This is a genomic window from Methanofervidicoccus sp. A16 (assembly GCF_003351865.1).
Classification (GTDB): Archaea; AGJL01; Methanococci; order Methanococcales; family Methanococcaceae; genus Methanofervidicoccus.
Genome location: NZ_CP022242.1, coordinates 903,453 through 920,168 on the forward strand (window position 1 = coordinate 903,453; position 16,716 = coordinate 920,168).

At 34.3% G+C, this 16,716-nt stretch carries 14 protein-coding genes and 1 tRNA gene; 8 read left to right on the forward strand and 7 right to left on the reverse strand.

Annotated elements, in window-relative coordinates; translation table 11 throughout:
* Window positions 1–369: 369 nt before the first annotated feature.
* Window positions 370–2,262, reverse strand: coding sequence for a beta-propeller domain-containing protein (locus CFE53_RS04280; RefSeq protein ID WP_148120637.1), 1,893 nt, complete (start codon window positions 2,260–2,262; stop codon window positions 370–372).
* A gap of 496 nt (window positions 2,263–2,758) precedes the next feature.
* Here CFE53_RS04280 and CFE53_RS04285 point away from each other — a divergent pair, with 496 nt between their 5' ends.
* On the forward strand, window positions 2,759–3,673 hold the full coding sequence (locus tag CFE53_RS04285) for a diadenylate cyclase (protein WP_148120638.1): 915 nt from the start codon (window positions 2,759–2,761) through the stop codon (window positions 3,671–3,673).
* A gap of 29 nt (window positions 3,674–3,702) precedes the next feature.
* Here the strand turns inward: CFE53_RS04285 and CFE53_RS04290 are convergent.
* The 6 genes from CFE53_RS04290 to CFE53_RS04315 all read right to left on the reverse strand — a co-directional run bounded on the left by CFE53_RS04290 (window position 3,703) and on the right by CFE53_RS04315 (window position 9,409).
* Window positions 3,703–3,818 (reverse strand) — tRNA-Trp (locus CFE53_RS04290).
* Window positions 3,819–4,050: 232 nt separating this feature from the next.
* The gene (locus CFE53_RS04295; RefSeq protein WP_148120639.1) at window positions 4,051–4,731 is read right to left on the reverse strand and encodes an ABC transporter ATP-binding protein; all 681 of its coding nucleotides are present in this window, start codon (window positions 4,729–4,731) and stop codon (window positions 4,051–4,053) included.
* On the reverse strand, window positions 4,724–6,238 hold the full coding sequence (locus CFE53_RS04300) for a COG1361 S-layer family protein (protein WP_148120640.1): 1,515 nt from the start codon (window positions 6,236–6,238) through the stop codon (window positions 4,724–4,726). Before CFE53_RS04300 ends, CFE53_RS04295 begins: the two co-directional genes overlap by 8 nt.
* Window positions 6,239–6,249: 11 nt before the next feature.
* A complete protein-coding gene (locus CFE53_RS04305) occupies window positions 6,250–6,903 on the reverse strand; it encodes a YIP1 family protein (protein WP_148120641.1) in 654 nt (217 codons plus the stop codon).
* A 267-nt stretch (window positions 6,904–7,170) separates the two neighbouring features.
* Entirely contained in the window at window positions 7,171–8,271 is a 1,101-nt protein-coding gene (gene cobT / locus CFE53_RS04310) for a nicotinate mononucleotide-dependent phosphoribosyltransferase CobT (protein ID WP_148120642.1), read from the reverse strand.
* Window positions 8,255–9,409, reverse strand: coding sequence for a bifunctional 5,6,7,8-tetrahydromethanopterin hydro-lyase/3-hexulose-6-phosphate synthase (locus CFE53_RS04315; RefSeq protein ID WP_148120643.1), 1,155 nt, complete (start codon window positions 9,407–9,409; stop codon window positions 8,255–8,257). The genes cobT and CFE53_RS04315 overlap by 17 nt, the downstream gene beginning before the upstream one ends.
* An 80-nt stretch (window positions 9,410–9,489) precedes the next feature.
* Between CFE53_RS04315 and CFE53_RS04320 the strand changes: the two genes are divergently transcribed.
* From CFE53_RS04320 to CFE53_RS04345, 7 genes are all read left to right on the forward strand, one after another.
* On the forward strand, window positions 9,490–9,783 hold the full coding sequence (locus CFE53_RS04320; RefSeq protein ID WP_148120644.1) for a hypothetical protein: 294 nt from the start codon (window positions 9,490–9,492) through the stop codon (window positions 9,781–9,783).
* Window positions 9,784–9,863: 80 nt separating this feature from the next.
* Window positions 9,864–11,129, forward strand: a complete 1,266-nt coding sequence (locus CFE53_RS04325; protein WP_172456358.1) for an ABC transporter substrate-binding protein — start codon at window positions 9,864–9,866, stop codon at window positions 11,127–11,129.
* Between the two features lie 1,641 nt (window positions 11,130–12,770).
* On the forward strand, window positions 12,771–13,532 hold the full coding sequence (locus CFE53_RS04330; protein WP_148120645.1) for an ABC transporter ATP-binding protein: 762 nt from the start codon (window positions 12,771–12,773) through the stop codon (window positions 13,530–13,532).
* Entirely contained in the window at window positions 13,525–14,247 is a 723-nt protein-coding gene (locus CFE53_RS04335; RefSeq protein ID WP_172456359.1) for an ABC transporter ATP-binding protein, read from the forward strand. The genes CFE53_RS04330 and CFE53_RS04335 overlap by 8 nt, the downstream gene beginning before the upstream one ends.
* Before the next feature lie 227 nt (window positions 14,248–14,474).
* Entirely contained in the window at window positions 14,475–15,392 is a 918-nt protein-coding gene (locus tag CFE53_RS04340; RefSeq protein WP_148121159.1) for a branched-chain amino acid ABC transporter permease, read from the forward strand.
* Window positions 15,377–15,535, forward strand: coding sequence for a hypothetical protein (locus CFE53_RS06945; protein WP_371677858.1), 159 nt, complete (start codon window positions 15,377–15,379; stop codon window positions 15,533–15,535). The genes CFE53_RS04340 and CFE53_RS06945 overlap by 16 nt, the downstream gene beginning before the upstream one ends.
* 1 nt (window position 15,536) lies before the next feature.
* A complete protein-coding gene (locus CFE53_RS04345; RefSeq protein ID WP_371677860.1) occupies window positions 15,537–16,403 on the forward strand; it encodes a branched-chain amino acid ABC transporter permease in 867 nt (288 codons plus the stop codon).
* Window positions 16,404–16,716 lie beyond the last annotated feature (313 nt).

Genomic DNA, 16,716 nt, shown 5'->3' on the forward strand with positions numbered 1-16,716 from the left:
AAAAATAATAAAGGAATTTAATTAATAAAAAATGTTTTAAAAAACAGAAACTTCTATCATCTCAGATATAAAATTTTAAAAGAAGATTGGAAGGGAATGGTTCTCTGTAAACCTTCTAGTGTAGTGGATATCAGAGTAAGATCTCCTATCTTATCTAAGTGATTAGAAAGATCCTAAGATATTTTTTATATTGATTATTTTCATTCTTCTTTTAATCACTATTTGGTAGAAACCAAGGTTTTTTCCAGTCTTTTTTATTATTTTTATTATTTAAATTACTACTTTGATGGGAATTAAGGTTTTAATTATTATTTAATTATTAATCCTTTTTATCTTTATAAAATCAGAGTTATTTTTATTGGAGTACCTTTATATCACCAGTTTTTTAACAACCTCCCAATCTCTCATGTCTATTATATGGATTTCACTGTTCGAAATTGTATAAAGGTACTGGTTGATATAGAGGGATCTTAGAACTCTTCCTTTATGAATATCCTCCATCTCCAAGGATATTTTATCATCCTCTATTCTAAATATATAGCAACTGTTTCCTCCAGGAATTACCAATACCTTATTATCCTTATCCCATAGGAAGGCGTGGGGATTGTAAAGTGCAGGAGACCAATATTGAGGAAGTACGTACTTATCTACCTTGATAGGTTTAGTTTTATTCTCCACGTTGAAGAGGGACACCTTCAACCTCCCATCGTCATCCTTTCCCACTCCTATCAATCTATTCTCATCTACAGGGTGTAGATAAGTTGAATAGCCAGGTATCTTCAATTCTCCCAGGAGTTTTGGATTCTTGGGATCACTGAGATCTATTACAAAGAGAGGATCCTTCTCCCTGTAGGTAACCATATAGGCGATATCTCCCATAAATCTTACTCCATAGATTCTCTTTCCCTTAGAGAGACCTGTAAGTTTTCCATACACCTCTAAATCCTTAAGTACATAGATGTTGTTGGTACTCCTATCCCTGTACTGCCAGTAATCTCCTATTGTAGTGGCAACTCTTAGGTATCCCTTGTACTCATCCATGGCGTAGGAGTTTATAAGTCTTCCAGGGACACTACCACTTTTAACATCGAAGGTGTCTATGTCTATACCTACTATACCTGTTTTCTCAAAATCCTCCCAGTGTTCCTCTAAGTATTTGTTGAAATCCTTTTCCATAGTATTCATTAGGTTCAGAGCGTCCTCTCTCTTCAGGGTCTTTAAATAATTACTTATTACCCTGTTAACTTCCAGAAACTTTGCCTCATCACCGAAGTACTGGGAGTTTATTATATTTTTAAGCAGATCTCTAATATCCTCTGGGAAGTATTTATCTAGATTCTCCTCTATGAACTGTAGGTATATCCTCTCAATATTGGGCTCTAGATGATAGGCAAGGTATATTTTATTCTTTGACATGTAAACAACTGTACTTCCAGAACCTGGTAGGGCAACAACGTTGGAGATGTTCCCATCCTCTACATCTATGGCTGATACTATATAGGAGCCTTCGAAGTTGTGGGATACTGTAGAGGGTAGGACAGGGAGGTAGTAATTTCTAATCTTCATATCTCTCCATGGGAGGGGATACTCTATATCTCCCTTCAGTACTACGAGGTATAGTTTTCCTCTGTACAGCCTAGAATCCACATAGGTACCATTTATATCCATCTTCCACTTTAATTTTGGATCCTTAGGAGAGGTTATGTTATAACTTAGTATCCTATCTCTCTCTATAATTATCAAGGTATCGTTGTAGAGGTAGAGAATACCTCCGTGGGATATATTACCTACTACCCCTGCAGATTCTGGAGGGAAAGCCTCTATAATATAAGTACTTCCTGTCCAGTAGGGATATTTGTAATACATTATCCTAACATCAGATTCTGGAGAGAAGTAGATGTACCTACCGTCAGTTTTTACAATATCTCCCTCATCTATTCCTATTACTTGGACGTTTGTTTTAGAGTACCTCTCTACAGTCACGTGAGCTTCTTCAGTGATTGTTTTCTCCTTATAGGTTGTGGTCTCTAAGGTTACAGAGGCATAGGATCTATCTGCAGTTATGGGAATATTGTAGTTATAGAAGTTACTGTATCTTCCACTATCTAATCTCCTAACAAAATCCTTAAAGTTATTTTCATCTGCAGGCACTACTTTAAACTCTCTATCTTCTAACTTATCTATACCAGGTTTTTGAAAACAGCCACTTAAGGATAGTAGGAATATCAATATAGTTGTGAAGGATATTAGATATTTTTTCATAATTTTCCCTCCTCGTTAATTATAGAGTATTTCTCTTTGATGATTAAAATAGATAACCTTTTTAGTCAGAATAGTAAAAAATCAAATTAAATATCTCAAATATTTTAAATAATTGATATTATTAAAAATAAAAAAATAGTAAAAATAAAAAATAATTTAAAAGAGAGTTAAAGTTTTTGGTTATATTTCTCTTAGGACTTCTAAGTTATCTAAAAAAACGAATTCTGTAATTAACAAGTTTACTTGTTCTTTCATTATTTAACTACTATTTTTAAAGAGAATTTATGTAATTTAGTTATAAATAGTCAAACCAATAAAATAATAATTATTTATAATAAAAGATGAGATTTTAATAAAAAAATAGAGATGAATTAAAAGTGTATTTCCTGATAATAGATAGACATTCATAATTATATAGAAAATTAGGTTCAATAAAATACTGCAAAATCATTTAATAATAAAAACTGAGGTTTATCCTTTTAAATTTGGTGATTCTATGGATATGACCGAATCTATTGTAAAACATGGTTACTCTCTAGCGCAAGAGATAGGGGACATATTACTCATATTTACTGAGACAGGAAGGACATATAAAATACTTAAAAAATATCTAGACAAAAAATGTGAAAAAAATGATAGAAAAGACTTAAAGATAGTTGTAACTACACCAAATGAAGATACTTACTCCTTCTTAAAAAACGAGGAAAAGATCATACCCATACTTCTAAGATACAGAAACAAGTATAAATCTACCATGATAAAACAGGCCATGATAAAATTACTTCAAAACAACCTTATTAAAGAGGGAGACACCATAGTAACGATACTGGGAGTTCCTAGAACGCCTGGAAGCATTGATACTATATCTCTAATAGAGGTATCTTCCAACGACTTCCTACTAAAATTCCACAAGTTTATTAACTCCATGGAGGGTATTAAGAGGTTGGTAGTTAACGAAGTATTGGATATAGCCATGGAGTTATCCATTGAGGGAAAAGAAGGAAAACCTGTTGGAGCCATATTTGTAGTGGGTGATAGTGAAAGAGTTCTTAAAATGTCCAGTCAACTTATTCTTAATCCCTTCGAGGGACATGATGCTGTAATATTTGATAAAAGGGTAAGGGGTACAATAAAGGAACTTGCAGGGATAGATGGTGCCTTTATAATCAGTGATAAAGGAGAGGTTATATCTGCAGGTAGATACTTGGAACCTTTAAGTTGCACATTAAATCTACCTTTAGGTCTCGGAGCCAGGCACTATGCTGCTGCGGCTATATCAAAACATACAGATGCTGTGGCTATTACGGTCTCTGACAGTGGTGGTGTAGTAAGGATGTTTAAGGATGGAGAGATGGTTGTAGAGATAGATCCAAATAAGTTGGATCGTGAATGTTTTATTCCATGTATTTAGATATACAGATATATCTCGATATTAAAAAATGGTGGGGATACTGGGATTTGAACCCAGGTCCGGGGATTTCTCCTGCACGGGGTTGGTCCAAGCCCATATAGGCACTTGGAGTCCCCGATGATAGGCCAGACTACACCATATCCCCACCAGCATCCCCTAAAAAAATATAATTTAGTAGTATATATATTTTTCGGAAATTAAGAAATGTGTTATATATTTTGTGATACTTTTTTAATATAAAAATGGAAGAAAAAACGACAAGATTTACTTTTTACCTCTCTTTTAAGTATTTAAATAATAGTTATAATATATAAAGTAAAAAAGTTATTTTTATGATTATAAAAAAAATAATTATTAGTTAATTTATTATCTTTTCACTAATCTTCAAAGTATACTCTCCCATCCCTTAAATAGACAATCCTGTGGGTGTATTCTGCCACAGATGTATCGTGAGTAACTATTACAACAGTTTTTCCCTCCCTATTTAACCTCTTTAACAACTTCAATATCTTCTCTCCAGTCTTTGAGTCTAAACTTCCTGTAGGTTCATCACAGAGTAGAATTGGAGGGTTATTTACCAGAGCCCTTGCAATGGCAACTCTCTGTTGTTGTCCTCCACTTAACTGGTTTGGATAGTGGTTGGCAAATCTCTCATCTAACTCAGCCATCTTTAAACATCTTATTGCTCTATCTCTCCTCTCCCTTTCAGATAGTCTGTTTTTATACTTAAATATCAGTGGAAGTTCAACGTTTTCCAGTGCAGTTAAAAGAGGTATTAGGTTAAACTGTTGAAATACAAATCCAACTTTATTCCTTCTGATCTCTGTTAATTCGTCATCTTTGAGGTTGTTAGTTTTTATACCATCTATATAAACCTCTCCACTGTCTGGCCTATCTAAACACCCAATAATATTCAACAGTGTAGATTTCCCACTTCCACTAGGTCCCATAACTGCCACAAATTCCCCTTTCTCTATTTTTAAATTTATACTTTTTAGGGCGTAAATTACTTCATTTCCTACAGTGTAAGTCTTTGTTACATCTCTAAGTTCAATCATTTAGTCTCCCTTTTGAAAAGATTCTGTAGAGTAAGAGTAAAACTCCAAGGACAAATAACCCTCCTATAATCATTGGTATATAACTATTATTTCCTCTACTTTCATAGGAGAATATATCAACCTTTTTAACGCTTATATTTCTCTCTATTTTAATTAGTCCATTGTTTTCATCTCGATATTGTATAACTACTGGAATTATATCAGTTTTATTTGTCACCTTGGCGTGGAGTTCAAAACTCCCATAGTCATCTGGATTTAAGGTACCTATAAAATAGTTTTCATAGGGTTTTAATGGTACTACATCCTCTGTTTCTTTAACAGATATCAGTACCCCCTTTGCTCTCCCTGTTCCTACGTTAGATATATCCCCAGTTATAACTTTCTCCTCTGTTCCCTCAACATTTACACCAGTTAAAACTATTTCTACCTCTCCAACAACATCTATAGATACGTTCCTCTCTATCTCGTTCCCATCAAAGATAACTTTCACTGGAATTTCTTTAACTCCTCCCTCATCCACTTTAATGGTGAAGGTTATATTTTTAACCTCCCCGTAGTTGATAGGTATGATTTTTTGACTGTTTCCTATGTAGTACTTCCCAACAATTACAGTGAAGTTAGTATTCCTGTAGTTGTTTTTAATAAAAAGTGTAAAGTTACATACCTCTCCAAGAGGAAGGATGTAGTTTTTCACACCTATATTGATAGCATCATTTGGGATTATCTTGAATACTAAGTTTCCTCTCTCTTTTATTATCTTCTGATTTTTGTAATTGTAAACTATTGTTTTCGAGTTTATCCCTTCAGTTTCTTTTTTATCCACCAGTTGGAGGTTGTCATAAGGACTGCTGTAGGTAAGTGTATATGGTAGTTTTGCCATCCCTATATTCTCTCCATAGACCTTTATCTCTACTAATTTACTTTCACCTGGTTTTATATATTTTATATATCCCTCTGAGAGGGCATATATGTTATTCCCATCTTCAAACTCTATTTTTACATCTTGAGCTGTTCCTGTTCCTTCATTTTTTATCTTTATATAGATCTTATTTACTCCCTCTTTAATTACTGGCGGATATTCCAATGTTAATGCTGGTTTTCCTCTAATTGGGATTTCAAATACCCTGTTATCTGAGTATCTCCTTCCATCTCTGGTATAGTTGCAGTATACTACTATTTTATAGTCTCCTGATGGAGTATTTTCTCTAATATATATGAGAAAATGTCCTACTCCCTTTTCACCTTGAAGTAGATGACCTTCGTAATCTTCTCCCTTAAGGACTTGAATATACTTTTTACTTATTCCATAAGGATATATACTGATTACAGTGTTATTTATTTCCTCCTCTGGTAGGATTACAACCCAGAGGTCATAGGTCTTTCCAGGCTCTAAATATTCATTTTTATAGTCAAAACTTGTAATTTCTACACCATATATTGAATCAATAAAAATAATTAACAATACAAATAACAAAAATAAAATAAAAAAGGTAGAAGGTTTTTTCATCAACTTTCACCTTAGAGCATCTTAATTATACCAAATAACTGATAGACGAAAAGCAATATTGTTGGAACCAGTGCAACAATAAATGCCCTATTTAGATCAAGATTTCTTGCATATCTTATTCCATAGGTCCATAAACCAAAGTTCCACAGGATAACTGCAATATCAATCAAAAATGTTGTATATAACATAGTCTTCGGAATTATAGATGATATGATCTTTTTTACAACTGTGGGATCTTGTAGTTGTTCCATCGTTAATGTAGGTATTTGAACATTTGAAAGGAAATAACAACTTATTGGAATGATAATTAACAGTCCTATTAGATTAGGCAAGAAACCGTAGCCGGTAAATTCTAACGTTCTCTTAAAAGAGCCCTCTCCATCAAATGCCGCAGAAATTAGGTGCATCAAACTTGCTATTAACAACCATACTACAAACCTACTTAGAAGGGAAAATAATAGAGATATTGCCAATATTATTGATATCTTACTCTGTATATCTGGTGGAAAAAGGTTAATCATTACTAACGTTCTAAAATACATATATATGGCATCAAGTACTGAAACAGCGAGAACGATTAGAAACGGTATTATAAGAGAAGGTTCTTTGCTTGATAGATCTCTAAAGAACTTGTCTGGATTTAAAATTAAATCCTTTATATTCATATTTCCTCCCCTATTTTTCAACTAAAAATTAAAAATAAAAATAATAAACATAAAATAATATAATAAACAAATATTTTATATAATTTTCTTTTTTAGATTAAGAGAATGTTAGCAATATTTTTAAATCATTATAAACTTATTTTAAAATAATGATTAAGGGATTTATCTGTTTACAGTGCTTGATTTTATAAGATTGGTATTTCTAAGTTTAGATAAAATTTTTACACCATTATTTTTTATTATCTTATAAGTTCTTTATTTAAATATCTAGTTCCTAACTTTATACCACCTGTGGTAGTTCATCTCAACATATTCCCTAATATCCTCAGACGATAATCCATTCACATAGGAATACACCGAGATCCCTCCAGCACCTACACCCTCCTTTACAGCACCTCTACAGTAGGCTTTTAAACCCCCTATCTTAGATCTTTCATAGTAGAATCTTGAGGCGTATAGTGGAATACTCCCCCCTATCTCTTCTATTAACCCCTTAATATCCGAATTCTTATCCTTCAAAAGAAACTCTGTAGTACCTATAGAGATACAACCTGTATCTAAAACCCCCTCTTTTATATACTTTCTATCTATCTCCTTTATAACTGCAAGTACTGAAGCCATCTGAGTACCCCCACCTAGGATAACATACCTTTTATACTCAACCAGTGAAAATACCATCCCTGCAACAACAGGCATCATCTTGTCTCCAACTGCATTGAGTATATCAAATACATCTGGAGACTTAGCCCTTTTTAAACCCTCCCTAACAACTTTTAACTTCAACTCCTTAGGGTTTTTAACAGAACCAGAACTTACCTTCTCTTCTGCATCGTATCCCAATCCTAAGAGTACCCCAAGGGCAGAGGTTGTACCTCCAGGTACACACTCTCCAATAATGGCAACTTGAAAATCCCTCTCCGCTATTAACCTCTTCCCTACCTCCCTACCAACTTCAAAGAGTCTCTTAGAGTTCTCCATTGCAAGGCCCTTGGAGATATCTCCAGTAGGTTTCCTATCCACTGGGATGTAAGTAGAGGGAGGTATCTTCGGTTTTACCTCAGATCCAGCATCTACAGTTAAGACAGGGATATCCTTCAGATGGACATTTGCCCTGGTGATAGTTGCAGGACTTGGACACATGGTAGCATCCACTGGAGGAGAGGGAAGGGAGATACTTCTCCCAAGCGTTACCAACTCCATATCTGCAGCAGGTGTATATTTTATTACTTTTCTGTTAACTCCAGAGATAGGGAGATACTTAGTTGTCTCTATGTTGGAGATGACAGAGATGAAGAGAGGTTTTTTACCTTTAATATTTTCCAAGAAGTTATTGTCATTAATGGATATTATATCATTTGATAGGGACATCCTCATCCTCCTCTAAGTACAACCTGTACTGATCTATATCATCCCCCAATTTATTCACTATGGCCCTTGCAATCCTACCTGGATCCCTGGACTTTGTAATACCTCTACCTACGACGATGATGTGGTATCTCTTTTTTAACTCCTCTATGTTGTCCAAGGTAACTCCTCCCGCTATACCAAGGAGAGGTTTCTCCCCTCTATCGATATCTTTATATTCCCTTATTGGAACCCTGCCCTCCTCATCTATAGCCCTGTGAAGAAGTAGGACGTCAGGTTTTAACTCCAAGGAGTTATATAGGGCGAAGGGATCCCTTACGTTTATAGTATCTAAATAACTCATAATACCACACTTCTCACACTCATGGATACCCTTCAGTATTGTCTCTCTCGGTGCAGTGCCACTTAAAACCACAGCATTTGCAGTAGATTCAAAGGCCATCCTTACCTCCACCCTCCCAGTATCCAACGTCTTCAGATCTGCAACGATGAAACCGTCGTATATCTCCCTTATATGCTCTACAACCTCAATACCGTACTTCTTAATAAGGGGAGTACCTGCCTCAACTATTATTCTGTCACTTGGAGGTAGGGATTCCAACACATACTCCACATTCTCCATAGAGGGCACATCCAGTGCAACCTGTAGATAGGGAGGTCTCTCCAACCTTACATCCCTAAAGCCAACTAATGGGTGTAGTGCCCTGTACTTCTCCTTCTTTATCTTCTCCTTTGATGGGTAGTCATTTAAAGCCCTGGTTATAGCCAATCTCGTAGCACCGTAGTAGTACTGGAACAGTTTTCTCTTATTTAAGTTGGTGTAGGGCACATCTGGTACAGAGACTGTAACTATCAACTTCAGATCCTCATCGAGATCCATATCTGCAACAGATTTTGCCACTCCGTACTGTATAGGACCATGTAGGAGGTTACACTGAATATCGGTAGTTAGGGTATTCTTAGGTACTACCAAAGTTAAGGGCTTTACTATAAGATTATCCCGTAAATTTGCCAGAATAGGAGTAGGTACCTTTGTTAGTGCATTTGTAAATACAGTGTCTATCGTTTCTCCCTTACCTAGTACTACATTAACTATAGCAGTAATATCCCTTCCAAGAACTCCTTCGCCAAATTTCAACATAGAGATCCCCGTCAGATATTATTTTTAACTTTAATAATAATTATAATTACTATTTTTATTATTATTGAGGTGGAGATAATATGAAAATAATGATAGATGGAGTATTTTATACTAAAGAAAAGATAGACTTTAAGAAGATACTAGAAGATATTGTAAAGATCGTTGGAGAAGATGTAGTGGTAAGGTCCATAGAGTTTCCAGAGATCGGTGCAATTGTTGGAGACGCTTACTACTACAGATGTGGATTTACCCTAGATAAGGAAGTAAAACATAGACCTGAAGATAGAGAACTTGAAGAGATGAGGGAAAAAATTAAAAACTTATTTCCAAAGGATACTGTAGTATACTCCCTAAAATGTGAGTTATATGAGTAATTAAATTCAATAATTCGTAATATTTTTATATCACAAACACCTTCTACTTAATACGGCAAATATTTTCCTAGGGTGGTAGGATGTGGAAAAAGATAGTTGGAATAGGGGTAGTAATATTAGCCATTCTAATGACAGGTTGTACTAATACTGGTACAAATCAGGCTACATCAGAGGAAGAGGTTATAAAGATAGGATCTCTTTTAGATTTCTCAGGTCCTCTATCTACCTACGGAATAGATATTAGAAACAACTTAGAGTTGAGTAAAGAGGACATAGAAGAATACTTTAAGAAAAACAACATGCCTTATAAGATAGAGATATTAGCAGAAGATACTAGATTAGATCCTAATTTAGCCCTTCAGAAGATACAGATTTTAAGAGGAAAGGGAGTAAATATCTTCGTCGGTCCAATGTCCAGTGGTGAAGTTAAAACTGTACTACCTTACTCACTCTCCAACAAAATAATCGCAGTGTCTCCTTCATCTACAGCATTACCTCCACTGATAGGTGCAACAAGCCCTGAACAGAAGAAATACCTCTATAGGTTTGTTGCAAGTGATAACCTTCAAGGAGAGGCTATAGCAAGTTTAACGGCAGATTTAGGTATAACAGATGTTGTAATATTCTACAGAGATGATGCCTGGGGTAAGGGACTTTCAGAGGAGACTAAAAAGAACCTTCCAAAGTACAAGGTAAATATTATCGATTACATAGGTTATCCAAGTAACCCTTCACCTGCAGATTGGTCTCCTTATATAACAAAGTTAGAGAATAGCGTAAAAAAGGTTGCTGATTCTAAAGGTAGAGACAAGGTAGGAGTTATATTCATAGGATTTGAAGAGGGAGCAACTCTGTTCTCACAGATCCCAGAGGATTCAGTACTCCTGAATGTTAAATGGATAGGATCAGACGGTGTGGCAAAGAGCGATAAACTACTAGAATTGAAGGATAAGATAGCGAAGGTTGGAATGTACAGTACAATCTTTGAATCAGAGGGTCCTAAGGAATACATTAACAGATACAGTGAAAAATATGGAGGTACTCCAACATCCTACGGTCTTATATCCTACGATACTCTATGGATATTAACTATGGCCTACGTGGAGACCCTTAAATCAAATAATGGAAAATATGATGCAGATGTTATGACAGAGAAGATAAAAGAGGTTATCCAAAAGTACAATAATGGAGAGTATGGTGTAGAACCACTCTCTGGAAAAATAGTACTGAACGAATTCAACGACAGGGCCAGTGGAGACTATGCAATATATGCAATAACAGAAGATGGTTGGAAAAAGGTAGGTACTTGGAGATACGAGACTAAGAAGGTAGAGTGGAAGGAGTAATTTATTTTCTTTTTTTAATTCTTACGTAAAATAATTTTTTAAGTAGTAATTTTATATTTTTTCTACAAAATGTTTTTGAGTTTTTAAAATGATGTTTTTGAGATTTTTCTGTTTCATAGAATGTTAGAGACTCCTAAAAAAAGATAACAACAGCATTTGTTCTTTTATGTAGTGAAAATTATTATTTCATTTTTATCTTTTATAAATAATTGAATACACTACAATTATTATTTTTAATAATATTTTTTACATATTCTAATTATTTATTTTATTAAAACAAAAATTAGATACCTATAACTAACACTAAAAAGAATGATCTTACAACCAAAGTCTTTTTATCCATAGATCTAGTAGTTTCTATTTTTAAACAACTACAAAATTAAAAATTAATTATTTTTATACCCTAATTCTCATCAAAAGGATAGTTTAAAAATAATAAGAATAATTATAAAAATAAAAATAAAGAAAATGTTTAAAAAACAGAAAACTTCTGTTATCCCAGGTGTGCAAAAATTTTAAAAAGAAGTTTGAAGGAGAATGTCCTCTGTAAACCTTCTAGTATAGTGAATACCAGAATAGGATTTTCTATCTTATCTAAGGGTTCGGAAAGATCTTAGGATATTAACATTACCTAGTTCTCATCAAGACCGTGATTAGAAGAATAATAAAAAATAATAAAAACCTTAAGAGTAATAACAATAAAAATAATTCTGAAGGGATGGAGATAAAAAAGTAAAATAATATTGGATACTGGATAGACAAGTAAGATACCTTTTTAATTTTCTTTTTATTTTTATTGATTTTTATTTTTTTATATTATCACTTTATGGGATGTGGGGCATTAATAATAGCAACTTGTTAGGAAGGATCTGCTCTACTCCTATAGTATCTTAGAGTATTCCAGGAGAGGTTATCTATCTCTTATTTTGATTTTAATATCTTCTTTTTATTACTTTTATTATAATTATTGTTATTCTTATCAGAATTTTTTTAATGGGAATTAGGTTATATTGATTAATTTCATTATGATTCTAATTATAATAATTATCTTTTTATTATTATTCTTTTAATTATTACTTTGATGGGAACTAAGGTATTTTTATAATTATTATTTATTTTTATTATAATAGCCATTATAATAGGTATAATTCCAAAAAATTAAAAAATATTATATTTAATACTCTAAAAAATAAAATAACAAAAAACAGAATCAGACTGATTCTACTAAAAAATAAAATATTAAAAACTTTTAGTTCTATTCAATCCTTTCCTTAAGTATTTTTAGACCTGGATAGGGAAGAGTAAGGAATTTTAATTTCTTAATAGATCGATAAAAACTAAGTTTTTTATTATTTACTATTAATTTTAAATCTCCAATAAAATATGGATCTAAATTTTATCCCAACTATAACATTGGCAAAAATAGAATCCTTTATTATCACAATAGTAAAATTATTTATACCATACCACTATATAAAAAATAGATTAATAAAACTTCTGATTTCTTAAAAACCAATGTTAAGAATTTAATAGAAAACTAACAAGTATAGTAAGTTTATTATATCAATCTCTAATTTCCTATCTTCTTATTTTTTCAAAAAACCTTATTAGCCATCTTATTAATATTTTTAGGTGGACATTATGATCCTTTTGGAGACTAAAAATCTATGTAAATCCTTCGATGGAGTAAAGGCCCTTGATAACGTAAGTATAGAGGTTGAGAAGAACAAACTAACGCTGGTTATGGGACCTAATGGGAGTGGTAAATCTACACTTATAAATGCTATATCTGGGTTTTTGAAGGTGGATTCTGGTAAGGTTATATTTGAAAATAAAGATATAACCAACAGAGAGCCCAACGAGATATACAACTACGGTATAGTGAGGACCTTTCAAAACCCTGAACCTTTAAAATCTATGACAGTCCTTGAGAACGTCCTCATAGGTCGAAAACATAGTGGTGAGGATATTACAAATGCTCTATTTCACAGTAGATGGATGAAGGAAGAGGAGGAATTAGTAGAGAGGGCCTTTAAGATATTAGAGTTTTTAAAGTTGGATCACAGATGGGATCATCCTTCTAAGTCCCTAAGCGGTGGCCAGATGAAGTTGTTGGAGATAGGTAGAGCACTTATAACAGATCCAAAACTTATTATAATGGACGAACCTATCGCCGGGGTTGCTCCAGGTCTTGCCCATGACATCTTCTCCCATGTTGTTGAATTAAAGAATAAAGGTATATCCTTTTTAATAGTTGAACACCGTTTAGATATTGTATTAAAGTATGTGGATAACTTGTACGTTATGTTTAACGGTTCTGTCATAGCCCATGGGAAGGGTGAAAAGGAGATTGAAAGAGTATTAAATGATCCAAAAGTTATAGAGGTGTATATAGGTGATTAAAGTTGAAAAACTTAATGCAGGGTATGGAAAGTTGCAGATACTCTTCGATATAGATTTAGAGGTACCTACGGGGAAGATAACTACAATAGTTGGCCCAAATGGTAGTGGTAAATCTACATTTCTTAAATCCCTCTTTGGCCTTACAGATATATACTCAGGTAGTATAATCTACGAGGGTAAAGATATAACCTATACGCCACCTCATGAGAAAACTAAGATGGGTATATCCTACCTACCGCAGACGAACAACGTATTTACAAATCTCACTGTAAGGGAGAATCTAAGGATAGCGGGATATATCCTAGAGAAGGATGAGGTAGAGGAGAGGATAAATTTCGCCTTAGAGGTATTCCCAGAACTTAAGGGGATACTTGATAGGAAGGCAGGGTCCCTCAGTGGGGGACAGAGGCAGATGCTTGCAATGGCCACTGCCCTTGTAAGAAAGACGAAATTACTGATATTAGATGAACCTACTGCACAACTATCTCCAAAACTTGCCCAGGTTATATTTGACAAGATAGTGGAGTTAAGAGATAATTACGGTATTACACCTCTACTGGTGGAACAAAATGCAAAGAGAGCCCTGGAGATAAGTGATATAGGTTATATGTTCGTCAGTGGTAAGGTAGTCTATGGAGGTTCGGCAAAGTCCCTTCTGAACCATGAGAAGTTTCAAAGTTACTTCTTAGGTGTTGTGGGAATAGAGGAGTGTTAAGGAATTTTGTTTCTACTCAATTAATTTTAATATTTATTTAAATAATAAAAATAATTATAATAATCTAAAGAGAAATTAAAATAATACTTTTTTTAGTAATAGCAAATACTCTTTAAAATTGTGGTTGAAAAAAGATCATTTAGTTAAATTCTTTTTATGGTTCATTGGTTGTTAATTAATGGATAGGGATTTAAAGTTGATCAAAAGTTTTTCTGGTGATGGTAATGATGGATGTTCTTATAGGTGCCATAGTGTGGTCCAACATCTTGGTACTTTTAGCCTTGGGGCTCACTATGACCTATATCACAACTGGGGTGCCAAACTTTGCTCAAGCCTCCTTTGCAATAGTGGGATCCTATATAGCGTTGACACTGTTAAGGTTGGCAGGATTAAATCCCTACCTCTCCCTACCTGTTACCTTCATCTTAGGGGGAATCTTAGGACTCTTAACCTACTATATAGCGTTGAAGCCTCTTATAAAGAGGAAGGCATCTATAGAGATGTTGATGATAGCAACGTTGGCCTGGGATCTTATCCTCTTTGGTATAATAGGAGCCTACTCTGAAGTACTAAGTTCCATAACAAAGAAGACTGAGACACTATTTGTATTTACCTACCTAGATTTTGACATCTACGGATTACCTGGAAGGTTAATAGTGTCTGCCCTTTTAGTACTTTTAACTATTCTCGGTTTGTACCTACTACTCTATAAGACGAAGTTTGGTATTGCACTTAGAGCCTCTATGGAGAACCCATCCCTGGCAGAGGCTATGGGTATAAATGTGGAAAATACAAGGCTCTTCTCCTGGTTCCTCTCTGGGGCTTTGGCATGTATGGCAGGCTCTGTACTTCCTTATTTACAGGAGATAGTTCCTCAGACGGGATACTTCCTTATAGTTTCCATATTTGCGGCTAGTATAGTGGGGGGACTCTACCATATAGTAGGGGCTCTAATTGGTGGATATATCATTGGAGTATCTGAGTCTCTATTTACATATATCCTCTCTATATTCCTAGGACCAGGTGTATTGGTGTACAGTAAGGTGATATCTCTACTTATGATGATAGGGACTATACTTATACATTCAAAGGGTATAACTGGCACTGAACTTTGGAGGAGGGTGGAAAAATGGTTGAACTTATAACCTTAATACTCTTCTTCTTCGCCCTCTATACGATAGTATCCCTAAGTTTAAACTTAGAGTTTGGATATGGAGGGATACCAAACTTCGGTAAGGCACTCTCTGTATTGACAGGTGCCGTCGTTGTTGGGGGGGATCTTAAATAGGTTGTTGATCTGGTACTTTGGAGTTGGAGGAGATTTTATCTCTGCAAGTAGTGTAGCCTCCTATCAAATGACAGAGATAATAAGCCAAAACCCGATAGTAGGGTTAGGGGTGTTTATATTCTGTGTACTACTGGCTGTAATTTTAGGGGCAATAGTGGGGGCACTTTCTATCCTTCCAAGTGCAAAACTTAGGGGGGACTATCTAGGTGTTACCCTTCTGGCTATAAGTGAGGTGGTATACTTCATCATGTTCTACAACACTGGTATAATAGGGGGGTACTACGGAGTATCCATACCTGATATACTGGCCTTTGTACCTGGAGAGTACAGAATGTACGCCTATACAGTACTGGCGTTGATAGGTGCCCTAATAATCTATATATTCTTAGAGAGGTTGTTGAACAGTCCCTACGGTAGGATACTTAGGGGGCACAGGGAGAACGAGGATTTAATAAAGGCTTTTGGTAGAGATGTGATGAAGTTGAGGGTTAAAACCATGGCCTTAGGTTCTGCAATCGCCGCCATTGCCGGAGTAATATTTGTATTCTACTCTTCAAGTGTTGTAGGAAATGCATTTAACAGAGTGGAATGGACATTCTATCCCTTCCTTATAGTACTCCTTGGAGGTAAGGGAAATAACAGAGGTGTAGTCTTAGGAGCCCTTATATTTGTACTACTTAAGATGCTGATCGATTACTATAAGTTCGACATTAAGTACTTACTTCATCTGCCCTTTGAGGCGATTTGGCTACAGTATATAGTCTTTGGGATCTTGGCACTTCTGATACTCTGTTATAAGCCAGAGGGTATATTGAAGGAGAAACCTATATATACTCCACCTATAAAGTCCAGGATGGAGGGGCAATGACATTTCTAAGTACTTTCTAAAATAACTCAATTTTTATTATTTATTAAAAAAATTTTATAAAAAAAATAAAAAAATTAGATTAAAAAATATAAATTGTTTAACACTTATAAGGAGTTAATGTAGAGAAAAGGGCAGATTTTATCCTTATCTTTTTAGAATGTCTAAATTATTGAAAGGTAAAAATAATCTTATTAACTCTCTTTTAAAATGATTTTTATTCTTTTTTAAAGTGTTCGAAAGATTCCAAGGATGAGTAATATAGGCAAAAGTTTTTTCTTATTTTTCTTATTTTTATAGTTATATGACCATAACA

Excerpts from the sequence above, each read along its gene's own strand:
- CFE53_RS06945 (WP_371677858.1), top strand. The coding sequence starts at position 15,377 with ATGGTTGAACTTATAACCTTAATACTCTTCTTCTTCGCCCTCTATACG.
- CFE53_RS04315 (WP_148120643.1), bottom strand. The coding sequence starts at position 9,409 with ATGTTGAAATTTGGCGAAGGAGTTCTTGGAAGGGATATTACTGCTATA.
- CFE53_RS04285 (WP_148120638.1), top strand. The coding sequence starts at position 2,759 with ATGGATATGACCGAATCTATTGTAAAACATGGTTACTCTCTAGCGCAA.
- CFE53_RS04320 (WP_148120644.1), top strand. The coding sequence starts at position 9,490 with ATGAAAATAATGATAGATGGAGTATTTTATACTAAAGAAAAGATAGAC.
- CFE53_RS04340 (WP_148121159.1), top strand. The coding sequence starts at position 14,475 with ATGGATGTTCTTATAGGTGCCATAGTGTGGTCCAACATCTTGGTACTT.
- CFE53_RS04330 (WP_148120645.1), top strand. The coding sequence starts at position 12,771 with ATGATCCTTTTGGAGACTAAAAATCTATGTAAATCCTTCGATGGAGTA.
- CFE53_RS04325 (WP_172456358.1), top strand. The coding sequence starts at position 9,864 with ATGTGGAAAAAGATAGTTGGAATAGGGGTAGTAATATTAGCCATTCTA.
- CFE53_RS04280 (WP_148120637.1), bottom strand. The coding sequence starts at position 2,262 with ATGAAAAAATATCTAATATCCTTCACAACTATATTGATATTCCTACTA.
- CFE53_RS04305 (WP_148120641.1), bottom strand. The coding sequence starts at position 6,903 with ATGAATATAAAGGATTTAATTTTAAATCCAGACAAGTTCTTTAGAGAT.
- CFE53_RS04295 (WP_148120639.1), bottom strand. The coding sequence starts at position 4,731 with ATGATTGAACTTAGAGATGTAACAAAGACTTACACTGTAGGAAATGAA.
- CFE53_RS04300 (WP_148120640.1), bottom strand. The coding sequence starts at position 6,238 with ATGAAAAAACCTTCTACCTTTTTTATTTTATTTTTGTTATTTGTATTG.
- cobT (WP_148120642.1), bottom strand. The coding sequence starts at position 8,271 with ATGTCCCTATCAAATGATATAATATCCATTAATGACAATAACTTCTTG.